The organism is Nostoc sp. ChiQUE02 (genome assembly GCF_034531305.2).
Lineage (GTDB): Bacteria > Cyanobacteriota > Cyanobacteriia > Cyanobacteriales > Nostocaceae > Nostoc.
Genome location: NZ_JAVRBN020000031.1, coordinates 23,712 through 40,489, shown reverse-complemented (window position 1 = coordinate 40,489; position 16,778 = coordinate 23,712). Strand labels below are relative to the sequence as shown.

The window sequence follows — 16,778 nt, the reverse complement described above, 5'->3', positions numbered from 1 at the left end:
GTTCAGCAGTCGCTTATGGGGGAAACCCCAGACACTCGCGGACTCGGTAACGCCAAGGGAGAAGACCGCGCGGCTTCACCAAAATCCCAAATCTAAAATCCAAAACTGGTATAAGGTAAACCTTTTAGAGAACACCTACACAAATTTAGAAACAATTAAGAAATACTGATGCATTCAATTGTGAAAAGTTGGCAACGAATAGCTGCCTTGTTGATAGTAGTCCTCATGTGTATAGGTTGTAGCAAAATCCCCTCTGTTAGCTACAATCCCTGGAAAATCATTTCTGTGCCAACAGACTCGAATCTCCTAGATATTGCTTTTACTAATAATCCTGAGCATGGCTACTTAGTAGGTAGCAATGCCACCCTGTTGGAAACCAATGACGGTGGTAATACCTGGAAACCAATCACACTGCAACTGGATGAGCAAAAGTATCGCTTTGACTCAGTAAGTTTTGCAGGGAAAGAAGGCTGGATTGCTGGAGAGCCTGGACTGTTGCTGCACACTACTGATGAAGGTGCTTCTTGGTCGCGTATTCCCCTGAGCGAAAAGCTACCAGGTAGCCCGATCGCAATTAAGGCACTGGCAGACAAGACAGCTGAGATGGCTACTGATGTGGGAGCCATATATAAGACCACAGACGGCGGCAAAAACTGGAAAGCCCAGGTGGAGTCAGCGGTGGGTGTGGTGCGTAACTTAGAACGTTCTGCTGATGGTAAATATGTTGCAGTTTCTGCGAAGGGTAGTTTCTACTCGACTTGGGAACCGGGGCAAGATGCTTGGGTACCCCATAACCGCAATAGTTCTCGGCGCGTAGAAAACATGGGTTTTGCTGACAATGGGCAATTGTGGTTGCTAGCTAGGGGAGGTCAAATTCAGTTTAGTGACCCAACTAAACCTGAAGAATGGCAAGAGGCAAAATATCCAGAGTTATCCACCAGTTGGGGTTTACTAGATTTGGCATATCGCACACCCAATGAAATTTGGATAGGTGGCGGTAGCGGTAATTTGCTACGGAGTGCAGACGGTGGCAAAACGTGGGAAAAAGACCGTGCAGTGGAAGAAGTTGCTGCTAATTTGTACAAGATTGTCTTCTTAGAGCCAGAACGGGGATTTATAATTGGCGATCGCGGCGTTTTGCTCAAATATCTACCAAACCCTGAAACAACCTCCTCAGAAGAGGCTGCTTAGTTACCGAAGAGGCAGAGGGCACAGGAAGAAATAACTAATACGCAATGCCCAATGCCCCATGCACTATTTCTGAGAAGAACGTTGTAACTTGTAACTCTTTCTTAACTTTGTAGGATAATAAACTCAATAACACTCTATGTATAAGGTAGGGAGCTAAATGTCAGGTACCACTGGAGAACGTCCGTTTTCGGACATCATTACCAGCGTTCGTTACTGGGTAATTCACAGCATCACCATCCCGGCATTGTTTATTGCCGGTTGGCTATTTGTCAGCACCGGGCTGGCTTATGATGCCTTTGGCACACCCCGCCCCAACGAGTATTTCACACCAGCGCGGCAAGAAGTGCCAATTGTGAAGAACCGTTTTGAAGCTAAAAAACAAGTTGAACAATTTATCGGAAAGTAGTTTGAGATCATGACTAGCGGCAATAACATCAATCAACCAGTTACCTATCCAATTTTTACCGTTAGATGGCTGGCAGTTCACACCTTAGGTGTACCAACTGTATTCTTTTTGGGCGCGATCGCCGCAATGCAATTTATTCAACGTTAGGAGCAATTATGGTAGAAAGATCGCCCAATCCCAATAATCAGCCGGTTGAACTAAACCGGACTTCGCTATACCTGGGACTACTACTAGTTTTCGTTCTGGGGATTCTGTTTTCCAGTTACTTCTTTAACTAACTGGAACTACTGTTGTTAATCTTTGTTTATTGAACGTGTGTTGATTTGTTGTTAAGGGAGGAGAGAAGCTGTGTCTGGAAGTGGGAGAATTCCCCTGTGGGTCGTCGCTACGATCGCAGGCTTAGGTATAATTACAGTCTTGGGCATTTTCTTTTATGGTGCCTACGCCGGACTCGGTTCTTCGATTTAACATTAGTTAGTTTGAACCGAACACTATAAGTTAGAATTTTCTAGCATTTGTTGAGAAATCAACCTTAAAAAAACCGCCTGTCTCTATGAGATAGGCGGTATTAATTTTGGTCAATAGTCCTTTGTCCTACCCTGCGGGTACTCCGTTGGAGAACTCGAAGAGTAGCCGCTAGCGCGTCTATGTCATTTGTGTTTTGCAAATGACTACTGACTGATGACTACATTAGCCAATATCGTCTCTTTCAATGTATAAAAATAGAAACGCGAAGGTCACTGCTGGTAAAACCCAACCAATGATGGGAACTAAGATAGAAGGCAAAAAGGAGGCTGCCATAGTAAAGGTTCCTGTTAAATAACACTACAATTCAAAATGAGCTTACTGCAAATCCTGCCAAATTTTTGAAATTCTTTCATATTTTTAACACAGCTAATATTGGCAGTGGGGAGCAAAGAGTGGGGAGCGGGGGAAGATTTTTTGAGTAATACTTCCTTTTACCCTTATCTTTAAGTAACTATTTTTACTCGCAGTTCACTATCACATACCCAAGAGTTCATCTAGTTGCAAGTTCGGCAAGTCTGGAGGAATCACAGTTCGCACTATTGTGACTTTGTGACTCTCTTGTTGGGTTGTCAGATCAAGTGCGATCGCTTCCAAGCGAATTTCTAAACAGCCAAAGGGAATGTTTAATTGCGTCATCACTTCCAACGCTCCCGATGCATTAGGTAGTAAATTTGCCAATAAATGGGGACCATCTAGTAACCAGCGAGTTTGATAATCTTCAAGCCATAACTTGACAACAACTTGCGGAGGTACTTCAGGCAGTACTACGCGTACTATGACAGATTTACCAGCGATTAGTTCGCCTTCTGGCACATACAAATATGGAACTGGCAAAGGCTCAGTGGCTGCCGCAATTATAGGTAAGGAAGGGGATGAATCTAACAGTGGTTGCTCCTCTTCTTCAAAAGGGTAACTCCTCGTTGCATCAGCTTCCAGTTCACTATATGTATCATCTACAACAATTTCTTGAGCCAACCAAGCTGACGCTATATTTATTTTTATCGGAGGAGGGGGGGGCGGTAGTTGTGTTAACAGAGCCGATGAGAGTGCTGGTTCTTCTAATACTTTTTCTATTTCCGTATTTTCTTCTATCCCCAGATCGGCTTCCTTTGCTGTGTCTAAATCTTCTCCAAAATTCCCTAGTTCGGAAGACAGCTTTTGGGCTTCTTCCCATGTCCCCTGTTCGTTGTGAGTCTTTGCCAGAAGAAGTTCTGAGTGGTTCCAACCTTCGCTCAAATTCTTCTCTGTGTTGGTATCTAGGTTTAACGGCAAATTGACATCAACATTCGCATTTTCTGCACTAAGAGAAAGGGGCATCTGCTGTGCTGGAACATAGTTATCGTAATCTTGAAGTTGCAGATCATTGATGGATTCAGGCAACGAGTATCCTTGGCTCTGCATCCACTTCCTGAGTAGAGGAGATGAGTAAAGGTTGCCTGTTGTAATGAATTGTGAATTTTGCTGGGCTTCTACTTCAGCAACAGATTCTTCCTGGAATTGTGGATTTTGCTGGGCTTCTAACTCAGCAACAGATTTTTTCTGAGATGGTGCATCACTGACTACTAATTCAGGTGTATTTTCATCTTCATCTACAATTGCGTCCAACTGCGGGAAGTCTTCAGCCCCTTGAACTTCTAATGCATCTGGGGTGATATTGTCTTTTACTTCTTCTGAATCATCTGGCAAAGCTTGTAGCCGTTTCAAGTATGGCAAAGTAGTGTCAAGTATTGGCATTCGACGTTGCTTGATGACCAACTGCTCCAAGTTGATGGCAGCTATAGTGGCATCCTTTTCTAGAAGCTCCTCCTGTATAGGGGGTTCTGCAATAACATCTGTGGGAATGTTGACATCTGTTTGAACAGGGGGCAGTTTCGGCAATTGAGGGGAAGTGCCTGAATTCTTGAGCTTAGATGTCCGCAGGGTAGTTTCTCGCAGAACTTGTAGGTTAATTTGCGGTGGTAGGGGTGTGTTTGGGGATGGATTAAGTATCTGTGACTGGTCTGTTTTTGGAATCTTGACCAGATTGAATAGTTTCAAATCGAGCCTAACAGGTGCTTCTGGTTCTGTGAAAGCAGCAGATGAGTCCGATGGTGCTATGGGGTCATTTAAGGATGTACTGGGTTTTGCTGCGGCTGTGATTGCCAGTAATTCCGTTACATCTGCTGTAATGGTGAACGAATGGCTGGCTAACTGGATGACTTCACCAGCATCGGCGAATCTACCATACAAACTGATATCTGCCAAAATTAACTTGGATTCACACTCAGCAGGAATACCAATTGAGGTATTGATGGTGAAGGGCAACTCTTGGTCTGGTAAAGGTTGCCGCACCTGGGTCAAAATTTTCGAGTTATTAGGCGATCGCAGTTCAATTCCTAGTTCAAGTGCCCGCAGGCATTCTGGGGATAATGTTTCAGCCTGATCTAGATTCGTCTTTTCTTTGAGTTCTATATGCCCATTGATTCTAACAGCTTGTCCCCAACGAGCAATGTAAGTATCCTGACTTAAAGTTAGCAGTAGTGGTGGCGGTAGTTTTGTTGCTGGAGAATCTGTAATCTTTTCATCTTTGGGTAGGGGTTCAGATGTGGGTAAAGCTAAATCTATTAAATTTTGTAAAATCTGCTCTGCCGTCTCACCTTTGAGCCACACAGGACTTACAGGCTCATCGATAACTATATCTTCTTCCGTTTCATCTGGCAGAACACTGGTAGTGAGGTTGCTGTGTAGTTCTGTGGAAACAGCGATCGCTTTATCAAGCGTAGTTGCGGGTTCTGCTGGAGCAGTGTATTCCAAGTTCCCTTTTGGAATAACACTGGTAGCAGGGTTGCTGTCTGTCGCAATTGCCAGTTCTGTGGAAACAGCGATCGTTCGATCAAACGTAATTACGGGTTCTGCTGGGGCAGTGTATTCTAAGTTCTCTTCATTTGGCAGAACACTGGTAGCGGGGTTGCTATCTGTAGTAATTGCCGATTCTGTAGAGACCGCGATCGCTTGATCAAATGTAATTGCGGGTTCTGCTGGAGCAGTGCATTCCAAGTTTCCTTCATCTGGCACAAAAATGTTAGTAGGGTTGCTGTATTTAGTGATTGCCAGTTCTGTGGAAACAGCGATCGCTTTATCAAGCGTAGTTGCGGGTTCTGCTGGAGGAGTGTATTCCAAGTTCCCTTCTGGAAGAACACTGGTAGCGGGGTTGCTATCTGTAGTAATTGCCGATTCTGTGGAAACAGCTATCGCTTGATCAAACGTAATTACGGGTTCTGCTGGAGCAATGTATTCTGAGTACCCTTGATCTGGCAGAACAGTGGTAGTGAGGTTGTTGTGTATTTCTGTGGAAACAGTGATCGCTCGATCAAACGTAATTACGGGTTCTGCTGAAGTAGTGCCTTCCAAGTTTTCAGAAACAGTAGTTGGGTGATCGGGTGAATTTGATTCTACATTCTCCCCCTGCTCCCCTTCCTCCTCTGCCACCGGAGACAAGACTTGCAGTTGAACATTGTATTGCCAAGATTTACCGAGCAGATCCGACATCAAATCGCCAGAACAGCGCAGTTCCCAAACTCCCGCCTGGAAGTAGGTAAAAGGAATTACCGCCATTAAGCCTTCTGAGTTAGTGCGACGCGATCGCTTGAAAATTCGCCGCGTTGGTTGAACTTCCTGGGTTGAAGAGTGAGTTACCCGCACTTCCACGTCTGTATTAGGAAGGTTAGAACGAGCCAAAACTCTATAGTGTCCTTCCAAAATTTCCAAATTTGGCGATTCTAGGATATGCCACGAGCGAGCGCCTTGTTTCTGTATCAGAAATTGCCAGTGTTCCATTGTGAGTGATGCCCAGACCGACGAGCCGCTGAGTAATATTGTGTATTAACTTGCTTGCAAGTTTACCTCAGTATTTTATAAATGCCTCACTTAAATGGCTATCAAGTTAACTCAGTTTTACTTACTTAACTTTTCTGGCTTTAACTAGTCACCTCAAGGAAATTTCAATGGGTCGCTGTGTTGCTTATGCATAAAGCTTTTGTTGTTTTCTGAATATTAAGTTTGACACTCTCCAGTGCTAAATTAACAGGGATGTAATAGATAGCATGAGCTGTCTCTGCTCAACTTCGTGCAAAGATTTTTGTATTATTTTTTACTAAAATACTCAAATTGCAATAGACACAACGTACAATAAATTAAGATTCACTTGACAATTTGTATTAAATTGTGATTGCCCACATTTTTGCTACAAAGAGGTAGGATGTGGCTCTTAAGTGTCTTCTGCGATCGCCCACGGCGGGCGCAAAGTCCATCGCAAATCACAACACTTAACCGCGCAAAACGCATCCAATCTACCTGAAGCGGCTTGAACCGCCACACAGTGTGTCCTCCCCTGAGTGAAATGTGGGTGACAATGAGGATTTACAGGAGGGATTGGATGCTAGTCATTTTAATGGACGATCAAATCCTTGCCCCTGAGCAAGTTTGCCAGTCTTGTTTACTCGCTGACGGGAGCGGTCAACCCCGTTGGCGTGGAGGTCAACTGCGCTGTGGTCAAGCCATTCGCAAACTTACTCAACAGCAGCCAGACCAGTATGAGTGCATGATGGGCTTTCGCATCGCCCATATAGAATAGTTGAATTTGTCAGCAAGACCAAGCAACTGCGTTATCCTAAGCTCAAGTAACTATTAAAATTTAACCACAGGAGAACGCATAATGTCTTGGCGCGGGTCTACAACGGTTTCAGATCGGATTTTTGCTTCCTTGCCTTATTTGCTTCCTCTAATCGAGGTTTTTGTATTTGGTAGATATTTGCTTTCAGAGTTCCCACCGCTCCAACTGCTGTTTCTGCCACTTGTGCCATTGTTAAATATTTACTACGGCGTGCGTTATGCAGGAATGATTATTTTCTTTGCTTTATTTTTGCTGGTAGTGAGAAACGAAAAAATTAGTCACTTTATTCGTTTCAACACCATGCAAGCAATCCTTTTGGACATCATTATCTTTTTGTTTGGTATCCTAACTGATGTTGTAGGACTAGTTCCCGCTGGTGGTTTTGCAATTCAAACCCTATCCACAACTATTTTTATCGGCATAGTGGGAGCAGTTGCATATTCAGTCATCCAGTCTGTGAGCGGACGTTATGCAGAAATTCCGGCGATTTCCGATGCAGTGTATATGCAAGTGCGTTAGAAGTTAACGGGGCGCTACGGTGTTTTCCAGGCGACCAATACCTTCAATTTCGACGCGGACGCGATCGCCTGGATGCAATGGATTTACACCCTCCGGCGTACCTGTAAGCACCAAATCACCGGGTAGTAGCGTCATAACCTGACTGATATAGGAAACGAGAACATCGGGCGAAAATACCATCTGATCGATACAAGCAGATTGGACTGGATTGGCGTCATCATTCACAAAAGTCTGCAATCTCGCTCCTGGATTTAATTCCCGCACAATCCAAGGCCCCAAGGGACAGAAAGTATCAAAACCTTTGGCTCGCGTCCATTGACCATCCCGTTTTTGTAAATCCCGCGCTGTTACATCATTGGCGATAGTGTAGCCCCAAATCTTCGTTTGGGCTACCTCTGGTGTACATTCAAAGGCATAATCGCCAATCACTAATGCTAACTCTCCTTCGTAGTCAACTCTTTGTGACTGGGGAGGATACTTAATTTCCCTCTCCGATGGAATGATAGACGTAGGTGGCTTGAGAAAGATTAGTGGCTCAGAAGGTACAGGAGTTCCCATTTCCGCTGCATGATCTGCATAATTCTTACCCACTGCCACAATTTTTGAGGGAGCACAGGGAGCTAGAATTTGGTAATTTTCTGGTGTCAAAGTTAAATCAGTGGGTTGTCCTTGTAACCAAGGCGGAGCATCTAGCACCTGGACGTTGAGGGATAGTTGTAGTAACCCATAGAAAATCTGTCCTTCTTGATTTTGAATTCGCACATAGCGCTGCGCCATAACCTTGATGAATATCCTTTTATCTGCGATTAGAAGCTGTGAGCAGGTAGCAATCCTCAGTTATCTTGATTGAGCCTTGAGCCTAAAAGCGATCGCTATAGATGCCCTTAGGAAAAGATACCCGTTGGCGAAGCTGGTAGCTTGAATAATTTGCTGGCGAGCACCAAAACTGGATTCTTACTTGCTAAAGAAATATCGGGGTCGCCTCCCGACTTAGTTTTCATTAGGGATATGCAAAAAATCCAAACTTCGGCGATTTGGCTAATGATTCAAATTGAAAACTGGTAAGATTATAGTTCCTTGTTGCTTCAGATGTTGATTAATACTGTCATTTTTAATGAAAAGCATGTATAAATTAACATCAGCAGCCACTTTTGTCCATGAGGAAACTGAAAAATATGACTACAAGTTACGAAACAATGTACATCCTGCGTCCTGACCTAGGAGACGAACAGGCAGAGCAAGCAATTACTAAATATCAGAATTTGCTTCGCGATCAAGGCGCTGAGGATATCCAAATTCAAAATCGTGGTAAGCGTCGTCTCGCTTATGAAATCAAAAAACACCGCGATGGTATCTACATCCAGTTAAACTACACTGCGCCTGCAACTGCGATCGCCCCCTTTGAACGCGCCATGCGCTTGAGTGAAGAAGTGATTCGCTATTTGACAATTAAGCAGGAAATTGAAGAGGAAAAACCCCCTAAAGAAGAAAAGGAAAAACCCACTAAAGTGGCAGCAACGGTCTAGGGGACTGGAGACTAGGGACTGGTAACTGGGGAAGAAGCAAGGGAGCAGAGTTTTCCCCTCTGCTAAGAGCACCCCTCTGCCTCTTTTCAATTGCCAATCCCCACTCCCATTCAATAAAATTTTGTCTTTTTCTTTTCTCGTGACTTGTCTGGGAATGCTAAATTAACAAATACTTGCCAAAGGTAGTACTCCCGCAGTTATACCTAAGAGTGGACAAGATTCTGAATGGGAGCTGTAAGCTACTGTGAGCCAATCTGATACACCCAATATTCAAGTTCTCTCTACGGAAGTATCGCAGCTACGCCAAGAGTTGCAACTTCGCGATCAATTAGTTCAACAACTATCTCAAGAACTTTTCCGGCTGGTAAAGGGTAATACTAGTTTTATGCCCCAGCAGCCGGAGCTTGAGCGCGATCTGACCCAATTACACGCTTTACAAGAACAACTCCAAGCTGTAGAGCAACAGGTGGCGTTCTACCAAGAGCAAATTACTACTCGTGACTCCGAAATTTACCAATTGCGACAGTCAGTCCAAGAACTCACAGATCGCACTCGGATGTTAGAGCAAGTAGTACAAGAGTTGCCTCAAATTTACCGTCGGAAATTTGAGGAGCGGATGACGCCAGTGAGAGAAAAGGTGGCAATGCTACAAAGGGAAAACCGCCAACTACAAGCAGAACTGCAAAGTGTGAGTTACCGTTTAGCACTCAAGACTCGCAATGCTAGTCACAGCGGCATTGATTTGCCAAATTTTCCCCGCCCAGCATCAGAACAAACTAACATTTCGACTCCCCAGAATGCCTAAAATTAGCATTATGGTGGAATATTTAAGAGGTAAGAAATTGGTGCAGCAAAGGATCTTGGAGACATCCAAGTAGTAAATCAAGGCAAAAATAACTATAGAGTTATAAATAACGCAAAGATTGATATTCTAACCTTTCTTACCTCCTGCTTCCTTGTAGTACTTACGTACGACATAGAGGAATTAGCTCAGAGTAATTTTAAAAGCCCTATCCTAGAAAGGCTGGGGAGTGTCACAAATAATTGCATTTGCTTTGACCAATTTTGGTCATTTCATACTTTACTGGTTTAGGTAGATGGCTTCCAACGAGCAGATTCATTCATCTGCCATTCATACTACTTAGCTCAAAAGCATAAGCTTTCATAAGCATTCTTCTTTATACAAAAAAGAATATCAGCCTGCTAGCACCAGACTGTTATCTTGGAGAATGTGAAAAAATGCAAAAATTACTTGACTCCACCATCGTTCTAAAGGTAGATTTATTAGCTAGCCTGCTAGCACCAGACTGTTATCTTCGATGGTGGTAAAAATATCTTGGTAAGTGTGAAAAATTTCAAACACTGTATCTAGTTGGGTAAGTTCCAAAATTAACCGTACAGGAGCTTGCACGTTGCATAAAACCAAACGGCAGCCACTCTGACGTGCAGCTTTTAACCCTTTTACTAAAGGGACTAATCCAGAACTGTCCATGAAATTAACTTCTGCTAAGTCGATAACCCAGAGTTGATGAGCTTGAGGCAATACTTCAGCCATCTGTTCACTTAAAGCCTTACCGCCTTCCAAATCTATGCTTCCTTGGGGTTTAAACAAAATTACTTGAACTTCTTGTGTGAGAGCCATGAATTTAACAGGGTAATTGGTACACTTGACAAAAAAATTGAAAAAAGACATCAATACTTCTTCTCTCTCAACGGGAAAATGACGGTTTTACCCAGATATTTGGGCAATTGCAGTCGTGCAGTTGAGAGGGATTGTTTCAGTATTCATGTCGTATAATTTGTGATAACTTTCATCAATATAGGCATAAGCGCCTAACAATTTCGGTATCAAGCGTATCTTTTACAAGATTTTCACAATTTAAACAGATATTTATAAATTTTCTATAAATTTTTTAATTTTTTATTAATAAATATGAACTTGTGGTAGCAATTCCAAAAACTGCATAGTTAATAGTCAAAATTTAATAGTTACCATAGACTAAAAGGTATGGATTATTCAGTATTAAACTAATGACTTAATGACTCTATGTATTGGTTTGATTGACACCCCACCCAAAAACAAGCAAAGATATAGTAAAAGTAAAAATTTGTAAAGACGGCGGTGCGGAATGTCTTTAGAGCTGATTTCACTAGAAAATATCCAGGAAGTTGCTCACAGGTACGGGTATTGGGCAATTTTTTTGGGAATTTTGCTAGAAAATTTAGGCATTCCCCTTCCTGGTGAAACCGTGACCTTAGTAGGCGGGTTTCTAGCTGGCAGCGATGAACTAAATTTCTGGCTGGTTCTCGGTGACGCAATTATGGGTGCTGTCATTGGTGGCACTTGTGGCTATTGGATTGGTAGAGTTAGCGGTTGGTCTTTTCTGGTAAAAGTTGGTAGCATATTTCGGATTTCGGAAGTGCGGCTACTGAATATTAAAGATCAATTTAGTCAAAATGCTGCTAAAGCAGTGTTTTTTGGACGTTTTTTAGCATTATTACGAGTTTTTGCTGCACCACTAGCTGGTATAGCTGAAATGCCTTTTGGAAAATTCTTTTTATACAACTTGTTAGGAGCAGTTGCTTGGGCTAGTTTGATGGTGACATTGGCTTTTTTTGCTGGCAAAATTGTCTCTTTAGAACAACTAGTTGCTTGGGTGGGTCAATTTGCGATCGCAGCGTTACTGATCCTCGCTGCCTTAATTATTGTGCCCCTGTGGCTAGAGTCTCGCCAAGTTAAGGGTGCAGCAGAAGAGTAGTCGAAGTGGAAAGATGAGCTAGCAGGGGGAGACGAGGGAGAAAATTGTACCTTGTCCCCCTCATCTTCCTAACCTCTAACTTGCCGCGACCAAATGCGAGTCGGTAGTCCCCAAACGTAAATAAAGCCTTCAGCGGCTTTGTGGTCAAATTGGTCTTCGGCTCCGTAAGTTGCCAAATCGGGAGTATAAAGGGAATTATCGCTTGAACGCCCAACTATCGTAGAGTTGCCCTTGAACAACTTCACTCGCACAGTTCCAGAGACTCGCTCTTGTGTCTTTTGAATAAAAGCATCGAGTGCAACTTTGAGTGGACTGTACCACAAACCGTTGTAAACGATTTGGCTGTAAGTTTCTTCAATCCCACGCTTGTAATGGGTGACATCTGCCGTTAACGTCAAGCTTTCTAAATCCCTATGTGCCTGAATTAGGACTAACATCGCGGGTGATTCGTAGATCTCCCGCGATTTGATACCCACCAGACGGTTTTCAATCATATCGATCCGTCCGATGCCGTGATTTCCTACCAGATGATTGAGTTCTTCAATTAGCTCAACTGGTTTTTTAGCTATGCCGTTGAGGGTTGTCGGAATACCGTAGTGGAAACCAATCTCGATGTACTCTGGCTCGTTGGGAGTGTCAACGATCGCTTTGGTCATTTCATAAATTTCTTCTGGTGGCTCGAATGACGGATCTTCGAGTAAACCAGCTTCAATGCTACGACCAAGTAAATTCTTGTCAATGCTGTAGGGAGAGGATTTTTTGACTGGTGAGGGGATACCAAACTTTTCACCATAAGCGATAGTTTCTTCACGGCTCATCCCCCATTCTCTGGCTGGTGCGAGGATCTTCAAGTTGGGGTTCAGAGCGGTAACAGAAACATCAAAGCGAACCTGATCGTTACCTTTACCGGTGCAACCGTGAGCGATCGCATCAGCACCATATTTTTCAGCAGTTTCTACCAATACCTTAGCAATCAGTGGACGGGCAAGGGCAGTTCCTAGAGGATAACGATTTTCATAAAGGGCGTTGGCTTGAATCGCTCCAAAGGCGTAATCTTTAACAAAGCTGTCTTTGACATCCGCCACAAGGGATTCACTTGCACCCGATTTCAGAGCTTTTTCTCTGACTGGCTCTAATTCATCTCCCTGACCTAAATCTGCTGCTAGGGTAATCACCTCTTCTACACCCCATTCCTGTTTGAGGTAGGGGATGCAAACTGAGGTATCCACTCCGCCAGAATATGCCAGGACAACCTTTTTGGCGCGACCCATTAATTTCTCCAGTTGGGAAAACAAAGAATGAGTCATTATTATATCTAAACTTATCCATATATATTTTCTTCATGCAACAAGCGATCAGAGGAGTTACAATTCAGAATTTTGATCAAAGTTTGTCTCTAAAGCGATCGCTTGCACATAAATATTTTTGATCTGCTTTTGAACGTCTCAATATTTTTATTTAACGCAAAATATTTTTTGCTTTGAAGAATTATTGATAATCAGCTTCAAATAGCAACATAACCTGCTGTAAATATTGAAATAAGTTTACACAAAATTTATATATAGCTGACAAACTTGAAGATTTAACGAAGATCATCTTTTGTTTGTTATTTCTTAACCTCTATACAGAGGTTGAAAGTTTATTTAAGTGAAATTACAGAATAATTAATTTTTGAGCTTCGGAGCATTTTCTGATGAAATTAGCTAAAAATATTGGCATTGCTGCTATTGCGATCGCGGTTGCTGCTGTTGCTAAACCGACGCAAGCTGCCTTGGTTAATTATGGTTTCAGTGTGAATGCGACATCTGGCGATAATCCCGGTCAGTATTTCGGCTCTTTTCAATATGATGACTCGACTTTAACCGGTACAGGTGAGGAAACTCTAGGCGTTAGCAATGGATTATCTATTTTGTTTGACTACTTGGGTACTCAGTATACAGAGGCAAGTGATTTTGATTACCCATCATCTCCTGTAGTCAGCTTTACAAATGGCAACCTGTTAGGACTGAGCTATTTGGTTGAAGATCAGTTTTTCATTGGGAATGATCCAGTTAATCCAAATACAGGAGGAACAAAATTTTATAGCATTCTGAGTGCTGACTTATTGTCTACAACACAGGTGGGTACAGTAAGTTACTCTAAGAGTCAGTCTGTAGCAGAACCTATGACTGTTGCTGGTATAGCGATCGCTGGTGTTATGGGGTTATGCCTCAAACGCAAGAAAAAATGACATACTGTACTTAGTCAGTCTCTGAAGTTTTAACCAGCTTTCAGCTAAACGGTTTGGCTTGGTGATTATACAAATCATGCACACAGATAAATTATCTGTGTGCATCTGTGATTCAAACTTTATATAGATATCCAATGTAAAGAAGTTGAATGACAACTTCTTTACACGTACAGAAAAGGCTAAACAAAACTGCCAGTCGGCTTCTTCCGCTGGATAGCAATTACAGATGGACGAGGGACACCTGTATGTTGACCATTTATATTACTGGGCCAACTACTACCACGAGGTACAGTGCGAGTCTGATTGAATGTTATACCATTCAAATCCAGTAATTCAATGCTACGGCTCAAAATTGTGCCATCATTAATCGGACAATCTTCACCAGGATGTTGTACTGAAAGAATCAGTGTATCTTCTACAAAAGTTGGCCCAGTCATCTCGCAACGCACCGGCCCATAGGCAAACGGTACTACATGTCCTGCATTGGCTCCACTGGTGGGGATAAAGAACAGCCAGTTATTACCAAAAACTCCTGTAAACTTGGAAACATCACCAATAATTTTGTGATCGATGGTGGTTGGAGTACCAGCTGCACCGATGTCAAAACCGTTGTGAGTGTTGGTAGACATATCTGTTACACCCCAAACATTACCTTGATTGTCGAATACTTGGTTATCGACATTAGCAAAACCAGCTCCATCAACCGATCCGGCTTCCCCACCTTGGGCAAATCTTTCCCAGCGGAAGGTTAAACCTGTACCATCGGCACTATCTTCAATAATTTTGTAGAGTCCGCCTGACTGCTGTGTGGCATTGACATCGGTACTTACCTTGGCAACTTGGAAAATCCGCGAATCTGGATAACCGTCGCTTCCCGGTGCACCATCAGTATAGGAGATGAACACCTCTTTGGTGAAAGGATGCACTTCTAAATCTTCTGGACGTGCTGTAGGTGTTCCCCCGGCCAAGTTTGCGGCTAAGAAGGCATCGCTGAGAACAGCGCCTTGGGTTGGGTAGAAGTCAGATAGCTTCTTATTCTGATAATTAGGTAGTGCTGTCGCTTCGTTGGTGCGATCGCATTTAAAGATACCACCATCTTCAGTTTGACCTGCAACGCCACTACGTTTCGGTAGTGGTAAAAACTTCACTTTTTCATCTAAGACGTTACCTTCTTGAGAAGAAATAACTGATGGTGGAATAGGATTGGTAGCAGTATTTAAGAGTAAAGGTATCCATTGACCTGTTTTATCTGCGTTGTAACGGGCAACATACAAAGTACCACTTTCCCACAAGCTGCTGTTAGCTTTACTAGTTGGTGAGGAAATAGTACCTTTACTAACAAATTTCCAGGTATGTCCGCCACGTCTGTCATCACCCATATAGGCGACTAATTTCTTACCTGCTTGAGCACGGATGGCAACGTTTTCATGGCGGAAACGTCCTAACCAAGTGTGTTTACGAGGGCGGAAATTCGGATTTACGAGGTCAATTTCGACAATCCAGCCGTATTTTTCGCCAACTAAACCAAAAGTTTTACCTACAGTATCTTTGGTGTAATCTGTCTGAGTCCCATCAGGCTTAACTGCTTCTGTAACACTGCTTTGGAAGTTTTCTTCAGCAGATAAAATAGTTCCCCAAGGAGTTGTACCACCAGAACAGTTGTAGGCAGTACCAATAATTTTGTTGCCAAGTTTATCGGAACTCAGGTTAAATACTTCAGTTGCAGCTGGGCCAGTACTAGTTAAATAGTTTTGGTCACCTTGCTGGTGGCTGCGACTTCCCCAAGAGGTAATGTTTTTGTAATCATCATTCCGTTGGCTATTAATTCCCAACCCAGAAAGACCATGAATGCGACGATTTCGGGGATCATCGCTGACCACAGCAAAATGCTTATTGGCGTTACGGCGAGAGATGCGAATGATTGATCCGCCTTGATTATATAAAAATTCCCCTTCAACTTCAATATTTTTGGCAGAGGGTAAAGCCCACCCAATTACCTGCTGGAATGCGTCGGGTGATGCTTTCACATCAGAGGGAGTTCCTGGTGCTAAGACAGAAAAAGGGAAACTAACGTATTCGTGATTGACCCACAAATAGCCGACATCGTTGGTTCTACCAATGGGAACAAAACCAGTGTAATCGCAGTTGTAACCGAAATAATCATCTTTGTTGGGAAACACGCGATCGCCCCAACTTGCAATTACATAACGTTCGTACTCCGGTGGCACTACTACATCATCAATGACGTTGTAGCTACTTAACTTAACATCCGTAGATGCATTTTCTACTTTTCCCTGACCAATTCCTGTTGGCAAGAAATTCTTTTGGTGTTTATAAATTGGTAGGGGATGGGGTAAACGCACTGGTGTAAAGCTTAGTAGCTTAGTTTTTGCTTCCGCAATGCTGGTAACACCATCTAGAATTTTGTCTCCCAACACAGCAGCACCAGCACTGCCTGCAAAAAAGATTAAAAGTTGTCTCCGGCTGAATGTAGACATCAAACTTCCTCTATTTTGATCGGAAAAATTTAATACAGACAAACTCTATTCGTTGACAGGAAAAGCCATTAGTATTTACGTGAAACTTCCTATATTTTGAATATGAGATAACTTCCTACGAAAAATAGATTATTTGCTGTTTTAAGTTACCTAAATGCATGAGATTTCCTAAGTTTCTCCTAAAATATAATCAATAAAAATTAACGACAGGTTATATCTTGATTAATTAGAATTTATCAACTGTTATTCTTTACTAAAAAATAATCTTGAAAAAAGTAATATGAGTTAAGCATAAATACCTGTACTTGTAAAAGTAAAATAATTTTTAACAGATATAGCAAAATGTATATTTTCAGGTTTAAGACATAGTAAATTTATATACCTGTTCTTAAATACCTAGCAAATATTATTGCATTATCAGCAAATTTACCATTTCCGTAAACAGAATCAAGTAAGGAACAGTGTCAGCG

At 42.6% G+C, this 16,778-nt stretch carries 18 protein-coding genes and 1 pseudogene; 11 read left to right on the top strand and 8 right to left on the bottom strand.

Features of this window, described 5'->3' with window-relative positions; genetic code table 11:
• Positions 1-168 precede the first annotated feature (168 nt).
• The 5 genes from RM347_RS25685 (at position 169) to RM347_RS25665 (ending at position 2,065) form a co-directional block, all read left to right on the top strand.
• Positions 169-1,191, top strand: a complete 1,023-nt coding sequence (locus RM347_RS25685; RefSeq protein ID WP_322719506.1) for a photosynthesis system II assembly factor Ycf48 — start codon at positions 169-171, stop codon at positions 1,189-1,191.
• Positions 1,192-1,348: 157 nt separating this feature from the next.
• Positions 1,349-1,597 (top strand): cytochrome b559 subunit alpha, encoded by a 249-nt coding sequence (gene psbE / locus RM347_RS25680; protein ID WP_012411800.1) that lies wholly within the window; start codon positions 1,349-1,351, stop codon positions 1,595-1,597.
• Between the two features lie 9 nt (positions 1,598-1,606).
• Positions 1,607-1,744 (top strand): cytochrome b559 subunit beta, encoded by a 138-nt coding sequence (gene psbF / locus RM347_RS25675; RefSeq protein ID WP_015115279.1) that lies wholly within the window; start codon positions 1,607-1,609, stop codon positions 1,742-1,744.
• 8 nt (positions 1,745-1,752) lie between these two features.
• Positions 1,753-1,875 carry a photosystem II reaction center protein L gene (locus tag RM347_RS25670; RefSeq protein ID WP_012411802.1) on the top strand — a complete coding sequence of 41 codons (123 nt, stop codon included), beginning with the start codon at positions 1,753-1,755 and terminating at the stop codon, positions 1,873-1,875.
• Between the two features lie 70 nt (positions 1,876-1,945).
• Positions 1,946-2,065: a photosystem II reaction center protein J gene (locus RM347_RS25665; RefSeq protein WP_012411803.1), complete on the top strand. Its 120-nt coding sequence runs from the start codon at positions 1,946-1,948 to the stop codon at positions 2,063-2,065.
• Positions 2,066-2,287: 222 nt separating this feature from the next.
• Here RM347_RS25665 and RM347_RS25660 read toward each other — a convergent pair whose 3' ends face one another.
• From RM347_RS25660 to RM347_RS25645, 4 genes and pseudogenes are all read right to left on the bottom strand, one after another.
• Positions 2,288-2,398 (bottom strand): photosystem I reaction center subunit VIII, encoded by a 111-nt coding sequence (locus RM347_RS25660; RefSeq protein WP_229486813.1) that lies wholly within the window; start codon positions 2,396-2,398, stop codon positions 2,288-2,290.
• 201 nt (positions 2,399-2,599) lie between these two features.
• Positions 2,600-5,179 carry a hypothetical protein gene (locus RM347_RS25655; protein ID WP_322719543.1) on the bottom strand — a complete coding sequence of 860 codons (2,580 nt, stop codon included), beginning with the start codon at positions 5,177-5,179 and terminating at the stop codon, positions 2,600-2,602.
• 416 nt (positions 5,180-5,595) lie between these two features.
• A pseudogene (locus RM347_RS25650) lies at positions 5,596-5,941 on the bottom strand (hypothetical protein); the annotation flags it as partial.
• Between the two features lie 363 nt (positions 5,942-6,304).
• A complete protein-coding gene (locus tag RM347_RS25645) occupies positions 6,305-6,481 on the bottom strand; it encodes a hypothetical protein (protein WP_322719505.1) in 177 nt (58 codons plus the stop codon).
• A gap of 58 nt (positions 6,482-6,539) precedes the next feature.
• Between RM347_RS25645 and RM347_RS25640 the strand changes: the two genes are divergently transcribed.
• Positions 6,540-6,737, top strand: coding sequence for a hypothetical protein (locus tag RM347_RS25640; RefSeq protein WP_179065660.1), 198 nt, complete (start codon positions 6,540-6,542; stop codon positions 6,735-6,737).
• 81 nt (positions 6,738-6,818) lie between these two features.
• Positions 6,819-7,295, top strand: coding sequence for a Tic20 family protein (locus tag RM347_RS25635; protein ID WP_322719504.1), 477 nt, complete (start codon positions 6,819-6,821; stop codon positions 7,293-7,295).
• A 3-nt stretch (positions 7,296-7,298) separates the two neighbouring features.
• Here RM347_RS25635 and RM347_RS25630 read toward each other — a convergent pair whose 3' ends face one another.
• Entirely contained in the window at positions 7,299-8,072 is a 774-nt protein-coding gene (locus RM347_RS25630; RefSeq protein WP_322719503.1) for a fumarylacetoacetate hydrolase family protein, read from the bottom strand.
• Between the two features lie 398 nt (positions 8,073-8,470).
• Between RM347_RS25630 and rpsF the strand changes: the two genes are divergently transcribed.
• Together rpsF and RM347_RS25620 are read left to right on the top strand one after the other, a co-directional pair.
• On the top strand, positions 8,471-8,821 hold the full coding sequence (gene rpsF, locus RM347_RS25625; protein ID WP_322719502.1) for a 30S ribosomal protein S6: 351 nt from the start codon (positions 8,471-8,473) through the stop codon (positions 8,819-8,821).
• A gap of 244 nt (positions 8,822-9,065) precedes the next feature.
• Complete coding sequence (locus RM347_RS25620; protein WP_322719501.1) at positions 9,066-9,626, top strand: Npun_F5560 family protein; 561 nt, start codon at positions 9,066-9,068, stop codon at positions 9,624-9,626.
• Positions 9,627-10,109: 483 nt separating this feature from the next.
• On the opposite strand, the gene RM347_RS25615 is transcribed toward RM347_RS25620, so the two are convergent.
• A complete protein-coding gene (locus tag RM347_RS25615) occupies positions 10,110-10,463 on the bottom strand; it encodes an STAS domain-containing protein (RefSeq protein ID WP_322719500.1) in 354 nt (117 codons plus the stop codon).
• A gap of 487 nt (positions 10,464-10,950) precedes the next feature.
• Here RM347_RS25615 and RM347_RS25610 point away from each other — a divergent pair, with 487 nt between their 5' ends.
• Entirely contained in the window at positions 10,951-11,580 is a 630-nt protein-coding gene (locus RM347_RS25610) for a DedA family protein (protein WP_322719499.1), read from the top strand.
• 68 nt (positions 11,581-11,648) lie between these two features.
• Here RM347_RS25610 and RM347_RS25605 read toward each other — a convergent pair whose 3' ends face one another.
• Positions 11,649-12,851, bottom strand: coding sequence for an argininosuccinate synthase (locus RM347_RS25605; RefSeq protein WP_322719542.1), 1,203 nt, complete (start codon positions 12,849-12,851; stop codon positions 11,649-11,651).
• 422 nt (positions 12,852-13,273) lie between these two features.
• Here RM347_RS25605 and RM347_RS25600 point away from each other — a divergent pair, with 422 nt between their 5' ends.
• The gene (locus RM347_RS25600; protein WP_322719498.1) at positions 13,274-13,810 is read left to right on the top strand and encodes a PEP-CTERM sorting domain-containing protein; all 537 of its coding nucleotides are present in this window, start codon (positions 13,274-13,276) and stop codon (positions 13,808-13,810) included.
• Between the two features lie 179 nt (positions 13,811-13,989).
• On the opposite strand, the gene RM347_RS25595 is transcribed toward RM347_RS25600, so the two are convergent.
• On the bottom strand, positions 13,990-16,308 hold the full coding sequence (locus tag RM347_RS25595; RefSeq protein WP_322719497.1) for a PhoX family protein: 2,319 nt from the start codon (positions 16,306-16,308) through the stop codon (positions 13,990-13,992).
• Positions 16,309-16,778 lie beyond the last annotated feature (470 nt).